Consider the following 16079-nt stretch of genomic DNA (forward strand, 5'->3'; position numbering starts at 1 on the left):
AGAAAGATGAAGATCGACCGCATGCGGGTTTTCATGACCCGCGACAAGGACCGTCCGCGCGTGATCGTCGCGCTCGACACCGATGACGGGCTGACGGGTTGGGGCGAATGCTACAATCACGGCCCCGACAAGGCGTTGCCGCCGCTGCTCGATTATCTCTACGAATTTGTCTCTGGCCAGGACCCGACACGCGTGGAGTATCTCGTCAATCTGCTGATCCAGCAGAGCCGGTTTCCGCCGGGGGCGCTTGGCCTTGCCGCGATCTCCGCGCTCGATCACTGCCTGTGGGACCTTGCGGCCAAGGCGGTGAATGTCCCGGTCTACAAGCTGCTCGGCGGCGAGGTCCGCGACCGCATCAAGGTCTATGCCGGGGTCTATACCGCGCCGGATGCGCCGGCGGCGCGCGACGAGTTCGATCGCCTGAAGGAGGGATGGGGGTTCACCGCCTTCAAGCTCAGCCCCTGGCGGATCGACATGCACTCCAACCGCTGGGGTAATGTCGTCAAAGCCTCGGCGGATTATTTCCGCTCGCTTCGCGAAACGGTCAATGACGAATACGAAATCGCCTTCGATGCCCATGCGAAGATTTTCGAACCGATCGCCGCTCGCCAGCTCGGCAATGCGCTGGCGCCTTATGATCCGCTGTTTTTCGAGGAGCCGCTGCGTCCTGAAAATATAGAGGCCTGGGGCGACCTGAAACAGGGGCTCAACTGCACGCTGGCGACCGGCGAGTCGCTCTATAACAGAAACGAGTTCCTGCGGCTGCTGCAGGTCAAGGGCGCCGACCTCATCCAGCCCGATATCTGCGTTGTCGGCGGCATCAGCGAAATGCGCCGTATCGCCACCCTCGCCGAAGCCTTCTTCGTCGGCGTGGCGCCGCACAACCCGATGGGCCCGCTTGCGACGGCGGTCAATGTTCATTTCTCGGCGGCGGCACAGAATTTCCGCATCCTCGAATACCGGCTGCCGAAGGGACAGGCCTATGTCTATGGCGGCCTCGATATCGAGAAACGGGAGGGGGAAACCCGCTACGTCGTCGATCCCTATCTGCCGAAGGACGGCTATCTGGAGCTGCGTCCCGACCGGCCGGGCTGGGGCGTCGAAATGGACGAGAAGGCGATGGAGGAAGAAGGTTACATCCATTGGCAGCGACGCGTGCCGAAGCGGCCCGACGGCTCCTACGCCTTCGCCTGAGGGCATTGCCCGCTTAAAACAGGAGCTGGCCGCCCGGATGGCCCGGCCAGCTCCTGCAGGGCGACGCTTCTAGAGCATGATGCCGAAAAGTGTGAGCGGTTTTCGGGTGACATCATGCTCTAACTATTTAATTTAGAACAGGATTCAGATTTTAGGCCGACCGGCCTAGAATCATCCAGTTCTAGGCATCTTTCGGCAGCACTGAGCGAACCCTTGCAATGAAGACATGGAAGTCCTGCATGAAAGTGCGAAGGAAATCGGCGGTTTTGTCGTTCGTGACCTCGCCGTCATCGGTGATCAGCCCCGGTGTGAACTGGATGTAGGCTTCCGGGGCGTTCATCTGGGGAGAGTTGCAGAAACTGAGCACACTGCGCAAATTCTGCTGGGCGACTGCCGTGCCAATCGCGCCCGGCGACGTGCCGATCACCGCTGACGGCTTGCGTGTGAACGAGTTGGTGCCATACGGGCGGCTCGCCCAGTCGATGGCATTTTTCAGCCCGCCGGGTATGGATCGATTGTATTCGGGCGTGACGAACAGCACCGCGTCGACGGCCGCGATTGCCGCCTTGAATGCCTTGCCAGCCGGAGGGTAGTCGGTGTCATAGTCGTAGCTGTAGAGCGGCAGGTCCTTGAAGGATATCTCCGACATTTCAAGTTCCGGCGGCGCCAACCGCACCAACGCCTTGGCGAGCTTGCGATTGATCGAGCCCTTGGCGAGGCTGCCGATGAGATAGCCTACTTTATGCGTGGTCATAGGGTTCTCCAATATCTCGCATGATAAAGGACGTATCATACGCAAGAAGGGGTTTCCTGTCCTTCGATCGCAAGTCGCTATTCGCCGAGGAACGTGACCGTCTCGTCGAGCGGGGCGCGGCCTGTACGGGCGTAACTGACCGTGGGGTCTTCGTACCCGATCGACATGCCGCAGAAGAGGATGAGCCCGTCCGGGGGTGACAGGACCTCTGCGACCGTCTCGCGAACCTGCGACCACGCCATCTGCGGGCAACTGTGCAGACCTTCGGCGCGGAGCAGCAGCATGACGGTCTGCAGATACATGCCGACGTCGGCCCATTGCGGTAGCCCCAGGTCACGGTCAATGTAGCAGAACAGGGCGGCGGGCGCGCCGAAACAGTTCCAGTTGGCGATTGCTGCCCGCTGGCGCGCCTCCCAGTCTTCGCGCGCAATGCCGAGCGCGCTGTAGCGCTCCTTGCCGAAGGCGGACCGGCGCTCGCCGTAGGGGGGCTTCAGTCCGGCCGGGTACATCTCGTACTGCCGCTTGTCCCAGGCGTCGCCATGGGCCACGCGCTCGACGGCGGACGTCTTGAGCTCTGCCAGCGGTGCTCCGGTCATCACGTAGGTGTTCCACGGCTGGATGTTCGATCCTGACGGCGACCAAGCCGCGGCGGACAGCACACGCTCAAGCACTTCCCTCTCCACAGGCTCGTCTTTGAATCCGCGCACCGACCGTCGACTTTTGACTGCCTCATATACGTCCATGATCGCCTCCATGGCGCTGGCCGTTGGCTACGTCCATACTCATGGCCGCTTCCTCATGACCGTTCCGTTCCTGATGTGGTTCATTATCTCCATTCGCAATGGAGGCGTAATCACACCGTGGTCTAGGAGGCGTACATCAAACGTACATCAGGGATCGATGCGTTCGGAGGGCATGTGGGCGAAGCATCGCGGGACTCGCGCGCCACGGGCATCCCTGCCCGGAATGACGCCCCTGAACGGCCTCAGCTTGGCGCTTAGGCTCAAGCCGTAGTCATCTTCTTCGCCGTCTCCGCCATTGCGCTGCTCTTCGTTGCCGCGGCGCGCCGATCCCGAGTTGCCTACAAGATCATGCTCCAATCATGAGCCGCAAGAGCGACGCTTCGTCATTTCGTCAGGTGCCGACGGCTCGGACACGTTCCACTGGGGAGCGAGGGTGCCATCCGAAGATGTCGGAGAGCGTATCGAGCATCGCCGTGGCCGCGGCGGATTGAAGTGAATAGTAGATCGTCTGGGCGGCCCTTCGCGTCTGCACGAGTTCCTGCTCTCGAAGAATTGCCAAATGCTGGGAAGTCGAAGATTGGCTCAATCCCACCTCGTCGGCCAGGACGCTCACGGACATTTCTCCTTCGGCCAACAGATGCAGAATGTGAAGCCGTTTGGCATTCCCCATGGCCGACAGAAAGTTTGCTTCGTTGTCGAAGGCGTTGGTTTCAGGGGAAGGCGCGGCTGACGATTGATTGTTCAAGGCGAGATCTCCTTTGGGGGAACCAAAGCCGGGTACCTGGTCATATCCCCGAGCTTTAATTTAGAGATAACGCATGGGTGCGGGGCCGAAACCCATTATCGGCGCCGCATCGTCTTTTCCGGCGCGAATCGGATACGGCGCGCATCAAATGGACAGCGGCGGCAGATCATCTTCGAGGCCGGCATCCTTCGCCTACTAGCGCGGGCCGACCTGGCGCATTTGTGCAGGCAGTGTTTCCCAAGCCCGGATCAGTTCGCCGATGGAGGCCGCCTCCATCTTGTGCATGACATTGCTGCGATGCAGCTTGACCGTCACCTCGCTGATGCCGAGGTCGAAGGCGATCTGCTTGTTGAGACGGCCGCGCGCCACTTCGTGCAGGACCTCGCGCTCGCGCTGCGTCAGCGTCTCCAGGCGCTTGATATTGCGCTTGGTGATCGCCGCTTCGGCTCGTCGCTCGGCATCCATCGCAATGCCGGCAGTCACGGCGTCGAGCAGGGTCTGGTCTCGCACCGGTTTGGTGAGAAAATCCACGGCGCCGGCCTTCATCGCCTGGACGGTCATCGGGATGTCGCCATGCCCGGTCAGGAAGATGATCGGCTTGGAAATGCCGTTTTCGGCCAGATGGCTCTGCAGGTGAAGGCCGCTTGCGCCTGGCATGCGCACGTCGAGGATCAGGCAGCCGGGGCTATCCAATATATCGGCGTCAAGCAATTCTCGGGTCGAAGCAAAACTGGTCGACAGGAAACCCGCCGACAGGATCAGCTCTGACAGCGCCTCGCGAACGGAGGCGTCGTCATCGACGATAATGACGAGCGGCTGATTCTCTTCATAACTGCATTGCAATGATAACGGCGCCGATCTCCGCAGCAACGGCTGGTCAACTCTCATGTCACCCTCCATCTGTCGATTTATGCAAAGCGTTGGCAATGGCCGCCAGCAGGGCCTGGGCATCGAAGGGCTTGCGGAAAAATCCGCTTGCGCCTTGAGCACGTCCCTGATCGGCTATCTCGTGGCGGCCCGTGATCATGAATACCGGCAGCTCCGGACGCGACTTCCTCACCAGGTCACGAAGTTCGAAGCCGTCGATGCCAGGCATTCCGATATCGGTGATGAGCAGGTCGAGGTCCGACAGCCCGTTGACGAGCAGCGAGCCCGCCGATGAGAAGCTGCGGGCCACATAACCCGCAGATTCCAGAAGGTCGCCCATCGATTCAAGCAACCTTGGATCGTCATCGACAATTGCCACGACGTGTCTTGTCTTGTTCATGTTTCAATTCCCTCCCACTCGGCGCGAGTGGGTTATCGGTATTTCCAATTTCTCCGCGATCCGCACCAGATCGGCGAGCGATGCCGCCGCCATTTTGTGCATCACGTTTCTTCTGTGGATCTGCAGCGTCACTTCGCTGATCCCCAATTCGGCTGCGGCCTGCTTGTTGAGAAGGCCGCTGACGACCAGCGGCAGCACCTCGCGCTCGCGCGGCGTCAGGTCGAGATAGTGTTGTCTCAGCATGTCGATCTCGGCGCGCTCGGCTCTCTTTTCCCGATCCTGAGCAATCGCCGCGTGGATTGCCGCCATGAGATCCGCATCGCTGAACGGCTTGGTCAGGAAGTCCACCGCGCCATGCTTGATCGCACGCACGGAGGAGGGAATGTCGCCGTGTCCCGTAATGAAGACGATCGGCGGATGATCCCTGTCGGCGATCTGTCTCTGCAGATCGAGACCGTTGATGTCAGGCAGCTCGATATCCAGCACGAGGCAGGCGGGCAGGTCCGGCTTGTCCGCTCTCACGTAGTCGCAGGCCGATTCGAAGGCGATGGCATTCATGCCGTGCGAGTCCAGCAGCTCGCCGAGCGCTTCCCGGATACGTTCATCGTCGTCGACGATGAAGACGATATGGTCGTCGGCCGTCATGGCGCCGCCTTCGTTTCAATAGGCAATGTGAAGATCAACGTCGCCCCGCACGGATTGTTCTTCTCGGCCCACAATCGTCCGCCGTGCAGTTCGACGATCGAGCGGCAGATGGCCAGCCCCATGCCCATGCCGTTTTCCTTGGTCGTAAAGAACGGCTCGAACATCTTTTCGGGAAAGTCGATGCCCTGGCCGCGATCGCTGATCTCGGTCTGGAGGATATTCCCGATCTGGCGCACGCGAATTTCGATGACCCTGTCGCCTGTCGTGGCGTCCATTGCCTCGATGCCGTTGCGGATGAGATTGATCAGAACCTGCTGGATCTGGACGCGGTCGATTGCGATGAGCGGAAGGGTGGCGTCGACCTCCACTTCCATCCGAACGTGACGACGCCAGGCCTCGTCGGCCATGAGGTTGCGCGCTTCGTTGACGATACCGGAGAGCGTCGATGGGATCCTCCTGTCTGCGGATTGCTTGAACAGAGCGCGAATGCGGCTGACGACATCCGCCGCCGAGTTGGCATCCCGGATGATGCGCTCGACCGTCCTCTGTGCCCGCTCCATATTCGGCGGCTCGGCCATGAGCCAGCGCTGGCAGGCGTGTGAGTTGGCCACGACGGCCGCAAGCGGCTGGTTCACCTCGTGCGCGATGGAGGCTGAAAGCTCGGCCAGGCTCGCCACCTGGCTCGCCCGTGCAAGACCCTCTCGCGCCCGACGCAGATCTTCCTCCGCGTGAACCTCACCGTCGATATCAAGGCAGATGACATTCCACTGGACGATGACGCCTTCGGCATTGCGCATTGGTGCCGCGCGCGTCTCGACCCAGCGATATTCACCATCATGGCGCCGCAAACGGTGCCGACGCGCATAGGGCTCGCCAGTGGACAATGAACGGGCATAGTTTTCTTTGACCCCTGCCACATCGTCGGGATGAACACCGGCATCGAGCGTGCCGTCCAGCCGGGTTTTGCCCGTTCCATCCAACTCTTCGAGATTGTAACCGAGGAAGTCGCGCAGTTGCTGGCTGCGATAGATCGGTTCTCCATCAGGTGCTGCGCAATCGATCATTGCCGGCAGTGTTTCAACGAGCTGCCAGAGTGATCGTTCTCTCTCCCGCAGTGCCTCTTCGACGCGCAGTTGATCGTCGATGTCATGCGACAGACCATACCACTGGACGATCCGGCCGCTCTGATCCCGCAGCGGCTCCGCACTGCCTTTCACCCAGCGGTAGACGCCATCGGCGCGCCGCAGTCGATACTGGCTGGAGAAGCGCTCCCCGGTGGCGAAGGAATGGTTGAGCGCCTGCTCGAGGCCGGCTGCATCGTCGGGATGGACGGCGGCCTCGATCAGCGCCGCCAGCCGGCTGACGCCCGGCTTTTCCATGTCGGCGATGTCGAGACCTAGAAAATCGATCAGGCGCTGGTTGAAGAAGGTCGGAGCGCCTTCCGGATTGAGCCGCCAGAGCAGGCTCGGAACCATGTCCACGAGTTGCGAAAGCTCCCGCTCCCGGTCGCGCAGTGCTTCCTGCGCGCGCATCTCATCGTCGATATCGACTGAGATGACATACCACTGCATGATCGCGCCGCTTTGATCCCGCAGCGGCTCGGCTCGGCCATCGACCCAGCGATAGGCTCCGTCGAAACGACGCATGCGATATTTTATCGAGAAGGGATCGCCGCTGGCGAGGGAATGATGAACCGTCTTCAGCAACCTCGATGCGTCATCGGGATGGACGAGGGTGTGAATGACCGAGGAGAGGCGGCTCATGCCGGGCTTGTCCATATCGCCGACATCGAGACCGAAAAAGTCGATCAGGCGCTTGTTGAAGAAGACCGGTTCGCCTTCCGGCGTCAGGCGCCTGATCTGGACCGGGACCATGTCCACGAGCTGCGACAGCTCGCGTTCGCGGTCGCGCAATGCCTCCAGCGCGCGCACCTCCTCGTCGATATCGAGGGAGACGCCGTACCATTGCACGACCGTTCCGTCGTCATCGCGCCGCGGCTCCACCCTGCATTCGGCCCAGCGGTAGACGCCATCCTTTTCAAGCCAGCGAAACCGCATGGCGGAGCCGCCGCCGGTTTCGAAACAATCGCGCAGCGTGCGCTGCACGTCGGGTGCATCCTCGGGATGAATCAGTTGCTGCAGCAGCTCATCGATGCGCGGTTCGGCCCGAGCGTCGAAATTGGCGATGACGGCACGGAAATGATCCTGGTAGCGTTTGTTGAAGTAGGTCGATCCGCCTGTCGGTTCCAGGCTCCAGATGCGGACCGGCACGGCGTCGATCATCTGCTGAAGCTGTCTTTCGCTCCGCCGAATGGCCTCTTCGGCACGCATCTGATCGTCGATATCGTGACAAAGCCCGTACCACTGGACGATGTTTCCGGCCTGATCGCGCAGCGGCTCGGCGCGGCTCGACATCCAGCGATAGAGACCGTCGGCGCGCCGCAGCCGATACCGCATGACGAAGCTCTCGCCGGTGGCGAGACAATGGCGAAGGGCGTCCCTGAAACCGGCTGTATCATCGGGATGAACGGTGGCCTGCAGGACCGCCTCCAGCCGGCTCATGCCTGGCCTGTCCGAGTCCGCCACGTCAAGACCCAGGAAATCGACCATCCGCCTATTGAAGAAGGTTGGCTCACCCTCGGGCGTCAGACGCCAGACATGGCTCGGAACCATGTCCACGAGTTGCGAGAGCTCCCGTTCCCGGTCGCGCAACGTCTCCACGTTTTGGCGCAATGTGAGCACTGCCAGCTGGTGCTGTCGGGATATGGCGGCGACAATCAGCGCCGAAAATGCCGAGATGGCCAGAAACAGCTGCAGCATGATCTGATTGTGTTTCTGGGATTCGGGATCGCCGGCAAACTGGCTGGCGCCTGTTATCGTGAATACCGCCGTGATCAGAGCAAGCAGAGCGAGCGATACCGCGGCGCCCTTGAACTCGAAGCGGACTGCGGCCCAAAGAAGAGGCGGCATGATGATATAGGCGAAAGGAAGATAGCCGCTCAGTGAAAGAGCCGCGACACCGAGAAAGATCAGCCCCAGGACGCAGGCTTCCACCCATTGCGCGGCCGAGAACTGCGTCTTGCTGCGCCAGCTGTGAAAGAGCACCAACGCCAGCGGCGAAACGATGAGGACACCGGTTGCGTCCCCGATCCACCATAGCGGCCAGGCCGTCGCGAAGGATTGCGATTGAATCGCGAACCAGGCAAGCGTGGCACTTCCCACGGTCGCGCTCACGATCGGTGCAATTCCGGCAGCCAGGATGACAAATGTGAGAACTTCCTGCAGAGTTTCCAGCTGACCCGGGTGCTTCAAGGTCCGGTTCACCAGCCATGCCGCGACCATTGCTCCAAGAGCGTTGCCGACATAGATCAGGAAGGCCGCAGGCACGGGGCTGTAGAACCACAGGAAATTGCTGAACATCTCTGCCAGGCAGCCCGCCAGGATCCACCATGGCCAGCTGCGCCTGGAGGCGAGGATGAGGGTCGCGACGAAAAGCCCGCCCGGAGGCCAGATGGAAATACCCGTTCCCGGCACGATTGCCAGCGACTGCGCGAAGCCGCAGGCGAGTACATAGGCGAGGAAGAAAAGCCCCAGATGCAGGAACTGGGGACGGTGCGACCAAACGCTCAGCATCAACTGCTCCTGCCGGACAGAGAGAACCGGGGGATCATCAGCATTTCCTGCAGCAGTCGTTCTCGATTTCGGGGCTGGCGAGCTCATGTTACAAAGCGTAATCCCGCCGCACCACAACCGCAACTCATGGAAACCCATGCATTGCGCGGGAACGTAGCCGGAATTTCGGGCGAACGACGGATTGGAAGACTGTTCTGTTTTCCCGATGGCACATCCTAGACTTCAGGCTAGTTCCGCTAAGCCCTACGGCTAGGGCGCCAGACCTCGGGCACGATGGAAGGCGTCCGGCTTTCCGGTCATTGTCGATCCGCGTGAGGCATTGCAGAAGACATGCAACAGAGGATGCCGATATGAAAGTCACGGTGGTGGGAGCAAGCGGTCTCATCGGAACGCGGCTCAGCGAGAAGTTGCGCCGATCGGGCCACGACGTTACGGCCGCATCATTATCGCTTGGCGTCGATACAGTTACCGGCAAGGGTCTTGATGTGGCGATGGCGGGAACCGAAGTCGTTGTGGACGTGACCAATGCCGCATCCTTCGGTGACAGTTCGGCGTTCGATTTCTTCAAGGTGTCGACGAAGAACTTGCTCGCGGCCGCGGCGGAAGCCGGTGTCCGGCACTATCTCGCACTCTCCGTCGTTGGCACGCCGCACCTCGTGGAGAGCGACTATTTTCGCGCAAAAATGGTGCAGGAAAATCTGATCCGGGCTTCAGGTCGACCCTACACAATCCTCCGCTCCACGCAATTTTACGAGTTCATAAACGGGTTGATCGACATCGGGGCTGAAGGCAATGTCTTTCGATTGCCATCGGCCTTCATGAGGCCGGTCGCAGCCGGGGATGTCGCTGCATTCCTGGCGGAACTGACAGCCGGTGCTCCCTCGGGCGATGTCGTCGAAATCGGTGGCCCGGAGCAGTTCAGCATCGATGAAATCGCCCGAATCTATCTCGCCGCGAACGAAGACGAACGGCAGGTGATAACCGATCGATCCACGTCGTATTTCGGAGTCGAACTGACCGACGACGCCCTGATGCCCGGCGCCGGTGCGTACGTGGCGCGCCAGACGCTTTCCGACTGGCTCTACCAATCGATGGGGGAGTAGGCCGTGCGGCTTTTCTTCCGGCCGGTTGGAGACTTAAAATCGACCCGCCACAGAACGTTCATCTGGCTGCGATTAGAACCCTCAAAGGCTCACCGCAATCTTTAAATCGAGATGAACGGGGGGCAAGGCTTGCCTCCTGAAAGATTGGCGGCGGGTACAATAATGAGCGAGCATATTCCGTGTCGGTTGAGCAGCGTTTAACCCAGCCGCCTAGATCAGTGCTTCGGGGATGCCCCAAGGTTGACAAAAAGACATCCATTGCCGATCTCTATCTGGGTCAGAAGGTCGGCCCTAACCTCTTCGCCAACAACCGCTTTTATGTGCCGCCACTTTTGGCTCTTCGGATGTGCGGGCACCGGTACGCCCTCTCGCAAGAACAGCGTCACTTCAGGAGCTTCATCTGATTTGTAGATGCAAATTCTCACCGGCTCACATCCCTGTTAACAGCAAATATTGTGCACTGCAAAACAAGCGATGGCAAACATTCATTTGCCGGGTAAGTCAACGTTGGGCCGGTGTAGACCCGTGATCCTGAGGCGCACCCTGCCGCCCGATGCTGAGGACGGCGTCCGTCGGAAGGTCGAGGGGCGCGACGCCGGAGGTTCTGATGTTTTCACCTAAGTCGCCGGGGTTCATCACCTCGAAGCATTCAAGAAACCTTTATGAAGCTCAGGGTTGAACTAGTCGCACCCCGCTCCAAATCCCGTCGGCAGCAGACGAAAAGGAGGGGAGGCGCACATGGGCAACGCACAGATCGATCGGGTCGGTCGGGTGAGATCAGGCTTGGGTTTCATTCTCGTCCTCGTTTCCCTACTGTCCAGCCCTCAATCCTTCGCCGCACCCGCCGATATCGGCGGCCTGACGGTGACCCTGCCCGATGCTGCTTCCGGCTGGAGGAAAGCCGGAAAGGGCAATCTCTTCATGCTGCAGAAGGAATTTCCGGAAACGGAGGACGATAAGCGCGGCAATGCTCTGATCCAGATCAGCAAGCCGCTCCCGGCAGCGCGCAGTTCCCTGCAGGCCGGCATGAAGACCTTCGTCGCGACGCTGCCCGACATGGCGAAGGAAGATATCCTGATCAAGCATTACGGGGTCACGGTGAACGGCTACGATATCCGCGTGGAAGAACGCTGCTGCGTTCATCAGAAGAACGTCAGTATCAGCCAGATCGTCGTCGGCATCGCCGGCGACAAGCGGCAGGCCTTTCTGCAGCTGGTGCTGCTGAATGTGAACGGCGACAGAAGCAGTAGTGCCGAGGCCGATTTTGCAACACTCGTGCGCTCGGTGAGGCTCGATCCTTCCGACAAGGATTTCGATCTGGTGCCGGCGAGTGACGACGGCGGGCTGGACGGTGTCTTCACCCATCTCGATACCGGTCTCCGGCCGAACGTCTTCGGCGGTATGGATTTCTATTCGGACAGCACGATCACCATGTTCGACCCGAAGGGGCTGTTCAGCACGGAGCTGCCGAAGGGCGGCCGGAGCATTGCCGAACATTGCAGGGACACCCCGACAGATTGCGGCCTCTACAAGCTTGCCGGGGGCGGTTTCTTCTCCTCCGCCGGGTCGATCGAAATGCGCAGCGTCACCTCTGCTTACGGCACAATCGAGATCGAGACGAAACCGTTCTCGAAAAAGGGCGAAGACCTGGTGATTGCCGACGCAGACCACCGCGCCGTGCCGCCGTTTGATGGGGGTGCGACGCTCGACGGCGAATGGGTATCCACCTTCGCCTCGAGCGGGATGACCGCGACCTCATCGGGATCGGTGGCTTCCAGCCATACGCTGAGGCTTCATCGAAACGGTACTTTCGAACGCACAGGCTGGTCGGGCGCCTCGATGACGAACAAAATTGGCGGATCGCAATCGGGCGTCACCACGTCAAGCAACCGGCCGGGCGCAAGCGGACGCTATAAGCTTTCCGGATACCGTATCGACCTGACCGATGCGAGCGGCAAGACGGAGACCATGAGCATATTCGAACCGGACAAAGGTTCCGACGGGCTTCTGGTGATCAATAGCAACAACTACCTGAAGGACGATGGGAAATAGAGAGGCAGCGCCCAAGCTATTGATAAATATGGCTTACGGCGACGTGATTGACCTCCCGGTCGGCTGGAAAGCCACCGTGGTTATCAGTCACTTCGAGTCATCGGCAATGCACGAATCACTTGAAATCTGGCTCATGTCGCCAGCCGTCTCGGCGGGCTGAAACGGACGGTTTGGTTAAGCATTTGTAAATTGGTAACGAATCGAGGCATATAGTAACTGCGCAACTGAAGCGCTTTCGTTCAAAATTGCGCAGTTACCTGGGAAAAAGATCATGCAGCCGAGCCTTGCTCTTCAGGACGATCAAGAGCATCTCCCGTCGCTTCTGGCAACAGATGCGAAGGAGTTATCCTATCAACTTCAGCAGCATCAGGCAAAAATCTTTCCCCCGCTCTCGCAAAAGACCATCAGAACATTTTCGCCGGCGGAAGCTGCGGCCTTCATCGGTATCGGCGAAGGTTATCTCCGCCAGGTGGCCGCCGACGGCCATGGGCCGGATCCGCTCGCAAACGGACGGCGGCTTTACAGTGCAACCGATATGGATCGAATTCGCCGGGTCCTCGACGAGCGAAACGGAACGCCGAAATATGTGCCGGCCCGCAGGCCGGGCGAAAAACTCCAGATCATCTCCGTCATGAATTTCAAGGGCGGCTCGGGCAAGACCACCACCGCGGCCCATCTGGCGCAGTTCATGGCGCTCAGGGGCTACCGCGTGCTCGCCGTCGACCTCGATCCGCAAGCCTCCTTGTCCGCCTTGTTCGGCCATCAGCCGGAATTCGATGTCGGAGAGGGCGAAACGATCTACGGTGCGATCCGATATGAGGAGCCGCGCCCCATCGCCGACATCGTGCGCGCCACCTACACGCCCAATCTGCATCTCATTCCGGGCAATCTCGAGCTGATGGAATTCGAGCACGAGACGCCGAAGGCGATGGCGTCGGGTACGGCGGAGACGATGTTCTTTGCCCGCATCGGCGAGGTCCTGACGGAGATCGAAAGCCTCTACGACGTCGTGGTCATCGACTGCCCGCCGCAACTGGGGTTCCTGACGATGTCGGCGCTCTGCGCGGCAACCTCGGTCTTGATCACGGTCCACCCGCAGATGCTGGATGTCATGTCGATGTCGCAGTTTCTGACGATGACGAGTGAGCTGATGTCGGTCGTGGAAAAGGCCGGCGGGCGTACCAGCTATGACTGGATGCGCTATCTCGTGACCCGGTTCGAGCCGAACGACGGACCGCAAAGCCAGATGACCGGCTTCATGCGAGCGATCTTCGGCAATCGAATGCTCCACAACGCCATGGTGAAGTCGACGGCGGTCGCCGACGCCGGCGTCACCAAGCAGACACTCTACGAGGTCGAGCGGTCGCAGTTCACACGCGGAACCTACGATCGGGCCCTGGAGTCCCTCAACCTCGTTAATGGCGAGATCGAGGCGCATATTCGCTCGACCTGGGGGAGGAAATAGATAGATGGCGCGCAAGAACCTCATCGAAATCTCCGCTCCGAGCCCGGAAAGAATGGACGCAGTCGCACCGCGCGACAATCGCCCGATCGCGGGATTCGTGCCGCAGGAGCGCAGTGCAGCGCCGGTCGGCGGCATTACCAAGACGCTCGGCAACATTACCGAGAAAATGGAGCGGGCGAGTGAGCTGGAACGGCAGCTTGCCACCGGCCAGACCATCGTCGAACTCGATCCCGGCCTGATCGACGCTTCCTTCGTCAGCGATCGATTGGCGATCGATGCGGCCGAACTCGCGCAACTTGTCGAGCAGATCCGCGAGCATGGGCAGCAGGTTCCGATCCTTGTCCGCCCGCATCCGGAAACCAGGGGACGCTATCAGGTCGCCTACGGCCATCGGCGCCTGGCTGCCACCCGAGAAATCGGCATCAGAGTGCGTGCGGTCGTCCGCGATCTCAGCGACGGTCAGCTGGTCGTCAGCCAGGGACAGGAAAACAGTGCTCGAACCAATCTCTCCTACATCGAGCGCGCGCTCTTCGCATCGCGGCTCGAGGAACGCAGCTTTGGCCGCGATGTCATCATGGCGGCTCTCGGCGTGGACAAGGCGGCGCTGTCGAGAATGCTGATCGTCATCCGGCAGGTCCCCCTTGATCTCGTCAACGCTATAGGTGCAGCGCCTGATATCGGCCGCCGGCGATGGCTGGAACTGGGCGAGCGGCTTGAGAAAGCCGATGTCGAGAAGATCATCGTGGAGTTGTCCGCGGACGACGCGCGCAAAATATCGAGCGACGAGCGGTTTCAGCGGGCACTCGTTCTGGCAACGAAGAAGACGGCTGCGCCGAAGCCGGCGGTGGCTAAAACCCAGGTTAGTGGCGTGCCTGTCATGATCAAGAAGACAGCATCCGGTGCGACCTTCGTCTTCGACGGCAAGACCGCGCCCGGTTTCGATCAATTCGTCCAGGAAAGGCTGAAGGGCCTGTTCCAGGAGTTCAACAAGGACAGAGGAGCGTAGCGCGCAAAAGAAAAAGGCCCCCAACGACGCCGTCGTGGAAGCCCTTCTCAGATCTTAAGCACATCGAGAATCGCATTTCCACGAATCACAGTCAAGCGTCTTAGGCACCAAATTGGTGGATGGTTTTCTTTTGCCTGAACGAAGGTGAAGGCAAATGGAGAGTGGATATGTGACGACGCCCTTTGGGCGGCGGCCGATGTCGCTTGGCATGCTGGCAAGCCAGCAACTGGCCGAGACCATCGAGCCGGGGATGAAACGCAGCAAATGGAAGCTGTTCAGGGCGATCTGCGAGGCTCGGCCGGCGCTTGGCGTCACCGATCGGGCGCTGACGGTGCTCGACGCGCTTTTGACCTTCTACCCTGACGACGAGATCTCCGAGGAAAAGGGACTGATCGTCTTCCCGTCGAATGCGCAGCTTTCGTTGCGCGCCCGTGGCATGACCCCAGCCACCCTCAGGCGGCATCTTGCTGTCTTGGTCGAGGCCGGCCTGATCCTGCGCAAGGACAGCCCGAACGGAAAGCGTTATGCGCGCCGCGACAGGGCAGGGGCTATCGGCGAGGCCTTCGGCTTCAGCGTAGCACCGCTCCTGGCCCGTGCTGTCGAAATCGAAAGCCTGGCTGCCCAGGCGGTTGCCGACCGGGAGCTGCTGCGGGTAACCAGGGAACGCCTGACGCTGTGCCGGCGCGATATCTCGAAGCTGATAGCGGCGGCGCTCGAAGAAGGGGTTTCCGGTGATTGGGAAGGCATTTCGGCGATGTTTCGAGCGCTTCTTGCCCGAATTCCACGCGTGGCGACCGCCGAAGACCTGGCCCCGCTGCTCGACGAGATGGGGCTGCTGCGTGCCGAGATCGTCAACATGCTGGAAAGACGGATAAAAACAAAAAAAATAGATGCCAATGAGTCTCAAATTGAGCATCACAAACAGAATTCAAATCCCGACTCCAATTATGAACTTGAACCAGGCTTCGAAACGAAGCAGGGCGAAAAGGCAGCGGCCGACAACGACCCGAACGCCGGGCCGTCGGACGAACGAAGATTGAAACCGCAAAAGCTTTCCGGCGGGATGAGAAACAGGGCGGGGGGCGCGGCCGATCCGGGCGCCGGACCAGGCCTGAAATCCTTCCCGCTCGGCCTCGTCCTCCAGGCCTGCCCCAGTATTCTCGATTACGGGCCTGGCGGAAGCATCGGCAATTGGCGAGACCTGATGTCGGCCGCCGTCGTCGTGCGCTCGATGCTCGGCGTCAGCCCCTCGGCCTATGAGGAAGCCTGCTCGGGCATGGGGCCGGAAAACGCCGCAACCGTGATCGCCTGCATCCTGGAAAGGGGTGGGCATATCAATTCGCCCGGCGGTTATCTCAGAGATCTGACCCGAAGGACCGAAAGGGGCGAATTTGCGATCGGCCCGATGCTGATGGCGCTCGTGCGGGCGAACGGGCCGACGGCGAGGCATGCCAGTTGATCGTGAGAAAGCGA

Annotated in this window: 13 protein-coding genes; 6 read left to right on the top strand and 7 right to left on the bottom strand. The window is 60.4% G+C overall.

Going from position 1 to position 16079, the window contains the following annotated elements; translation table 11 throughout:
* Positions 1 to 6 precede the first annotated feature (6 nt).
* The gene (locus GR198_RS10225; RefSeq protein ID WP_094088189.1) at positions 7 to 1194 is read left to right on the top strand and encodes a galactarate dehydratase; all 1188 of its coding nucleotides are present in this window, start codon (positions 7 to 9) and stop codon (positions 1192 to 1194) included.
* Between the two features lie 181 nt (positions 1195 to 1375).
* Here the strand turns inward: GR198_RS10225 and GR198_RS10230 are convergent, their stop codons facing one another.
* From GR198_RS10230 to GR198_RS10260, 7 genes are all read right to left on the bottom strand, one after another.
* Complete coding sequence (locus tag GR198_RS10230) at positions 1376 to 1948, bottom strand: NADPH-dependent FMN reductase (RefSeq protein WP_164068723.1); 573 nt, start codon at positions 1946 to 1948, stop codon at positions 1376 to 1378.
* 77 nt (positions 1949 to 2025) lie between these two features.
* Complete coding sequence (locus tag GR198_RS10235; protein ID WP_164068725.1) at positions 2026 to 2691, bottom strand: nitroreductase; 666 nt, start codon at positions 2689 to 2691, stop codon at positions 2026 to 2028.
* 391 nt (positions 2692 to 3082) lie between these two features.
* Complete coding sequence (locus GR198_RS10240) at positions 3083 to 3436, bottom strand: ArsR/SmtB family transcription factor (protein ID WP_164068727.1); 354 nt, start codon at positions 3434 to 3436, stop codon at positions 3083 to 3085.
* 195 nt (positions 3437 to 3631) lie between these two features.
* Positions 3632 to 4324 carry a response regulator transcription factor gene (locus GR198_RS10245; protein ID WP_164068729.1) on the bottom strand — a complete coding sequence of 231 codons (693 nt, stop codon included), beginning with the start codon at positions 4322 to 4324 and terminating at the stop codon, positions 3632 to 3634.
* Position 4325: 1 nt separating this feature from the next.
* The gene (locus tag GR198_RS10250) at positions 4326 to 4703 is read right to left on the bottom strand and encodes a response regulator (protein WP_003550117.1); all 378 of its coding nucleotides are present in this window, start codon (positions 4701 to 4703) and stop codon (positions 4326 to 4328) included.
* 3 nt (positions 4704 to 4706) lie between these two features.
* Positions 4707 to 5348 (bottom strand): response regulator transcription factor, encoded by a 642-nt coding sequence (locus GR198_RS10255; protein WP_164049141.1) that lies wholly within the window; start codon positions 5346 to 5348, stop codon positions 4707 to 4709.
* Positions 5345 to 8980, bottom strand: a complete 3636-nt coding sequence (locus tag GR198_RS10260) for a PAS domain-containing protein (RefSeq protein WP_164068731.1) — start codon at positions 8978 to 8980, stop codon at positions 5345 to 5347. Before GR198_RS10260 ends, GR198_RS10255 begins: the two co-directional genes overlap by 4 nt.
* 350 nt (positions 8981 to 9330) lie before the next feature.
* On the opposite strand from GR198_RS10260, the gene GR198_RS10265 reads away from it, so the two are divergent.
* The 5 genes from GR198_RS10265 to repC all read left to right on the top strand — a co-directional run bounded on the left by GR198_RS10265 (position 9331) and on the right by repC (position 16065).
* Positions 9331 to 10083, top strand: coding sequence for an SDR family oxidoreductase (locus GR198_RS10265; protein ID WP_164024409.1), 753 nt, complete (start codon positions 9331 to 9333; stop codon positions 10081 to 10083).
* Positions 10084 to 10821: 738 nt separating this feature from the next.
* A complete protein-coding gene (locus GR198_RS10270) occupies positions 10822 to 12135 on the top strand; it encodes a hypothetical protein (protein ID WP_164068732.1) in 1314 nt (437 codons plus the stop codon).
* Between the two features lie 271 nt (positions 12136 to 12406).
* Positions 12407 to 13600 (top strand): plasmid partitioning protein RepA, encoded by a 1194-nt coding sequence (repA, locus tag GR198_RS10275; RefSeq protein ID WP_003550127.1) that lies wholly within the window; start codon positions 12407 to 12409, stop codon positions 13598 to 13600.
* A gap of 4 nt (positions 13601 to 13604) precedes the next feature.
* Positions 13605 to 14606: a plasmid partitioning protein RepB gene (gene repB / locus GR198_RS10280; RefSeq protein ID WP_164024410.1), complete on the top strand. Its 1002-nt coding sequence runs from the start codon at positions 13605 to 13607 to the stop codon at positions 14604 to 14606.
* Positions 14607 to 14760: 154 nt separating this feature from the next.
* Positions 14761 to 16065, top strand: coding sequence for a plasmid replication protein RepC (gene repC, locus GR198_RS10285; protein ID WP_164068734.1), 1305 nt, complete (start codon positions 14761 to 14763; stop codon positions 16063 to 16065).
* The last annotated feature ends 14 nt before the right edge of the window (positions 16066 to 16079 follow it).

The organism is Rhizobium leguminosarum (genome assembly GCF_010668065.1).
Lineage (GTDB): Bacteria > Pseudomonadota > Alphaproteobacteria > Rhizobiales > Rhizobiaceae > Rhizobium > Rhizobium leguminosarum_S.

Bases quoted from the DNA above. Each gene is read 5' to 3' on its own strand.
- GR198_RS10235 (WP_164068725.1), bottom strand. From the start codon at position 2,691: ATGGACGTATATGAGGCAGTCAAAAGTCGACGGTCGGTGCGCGGATTC.
- GR198_RS10270 (WP_164068732.1), top strand. From the start codon at position 10,822: ATGGGCAACGCACAGATCGATCGGGTCGGTCGGGTGAGATCAGGCTTG.
- repB (WP_164024410.1), top strand. From the start codon at position 13,605: ATGGCGCGCAAGAACCTCATCGAAATCTCCGCTCCGAGCCCGGAAAGA.
- GR198_RS10225 (WP_094088189.1), top strand. From the start codon at position 7: ATGAAGATCGACCGCATGCGGGTTTTCATGACCCGCGACAAGGACCGT.
- GR198_RS10255 (WP_164049141.1), bottom strand. From the start codon at position 5,348: ATGACGGCCGACGACCATATCGTCTTCATCGTCGACGACGATGAACGT.
- GR198_RS10230 (WP_164068723.1), bottom strand. From the start codon at position 1,948: ATGACCACGCATAAAGTAGGCTATCTCATCGGCAGCCTCGCCAAGGGC.
- repC (WP_164068734.1), top strand. From the start codon at position 14,761: ATGGAGAGTGGATATGTGACGACGCCCTTTGGGCGGCGGCCGATGTCG.
- GR198_RS10265 (WP_164024409.1), top strand. From the start codon at position 9,331: ATGAAAGTCACGGTGGTGGGAGCAAGCGGTCTCATCGGAACGCGGCTC.
- GR198_RS10245 (WP_164068729.1), bottom strand. From the start codon at position 4,324: ATGAGAGTTGACCAGCCGTTGCTGCGGAGATCGGCGCCGTTATCATTG.
- GR198_RS10250 (WP_003550117.1), bottom strand. From the start codon at position 4,703: ATGAACAAGACAAGACACGTCGTGGCAATTGTCGATGACGATCCAAGG.
- GR198_RS10260 (WP_164068731.1), bottom strand. From the start codon at position 8,980: ATGCTGAGCGTTTGGTCGCACCGTCCCCAGTTCCTGCATCTGGGGCTT.
- repA (WP_003550127.1), top strand. From the start codon at position 12,407: ATGCAGCCGAGCCTTGCTCTTCAGGACGATCAAGAGCATCTCCCGTCG.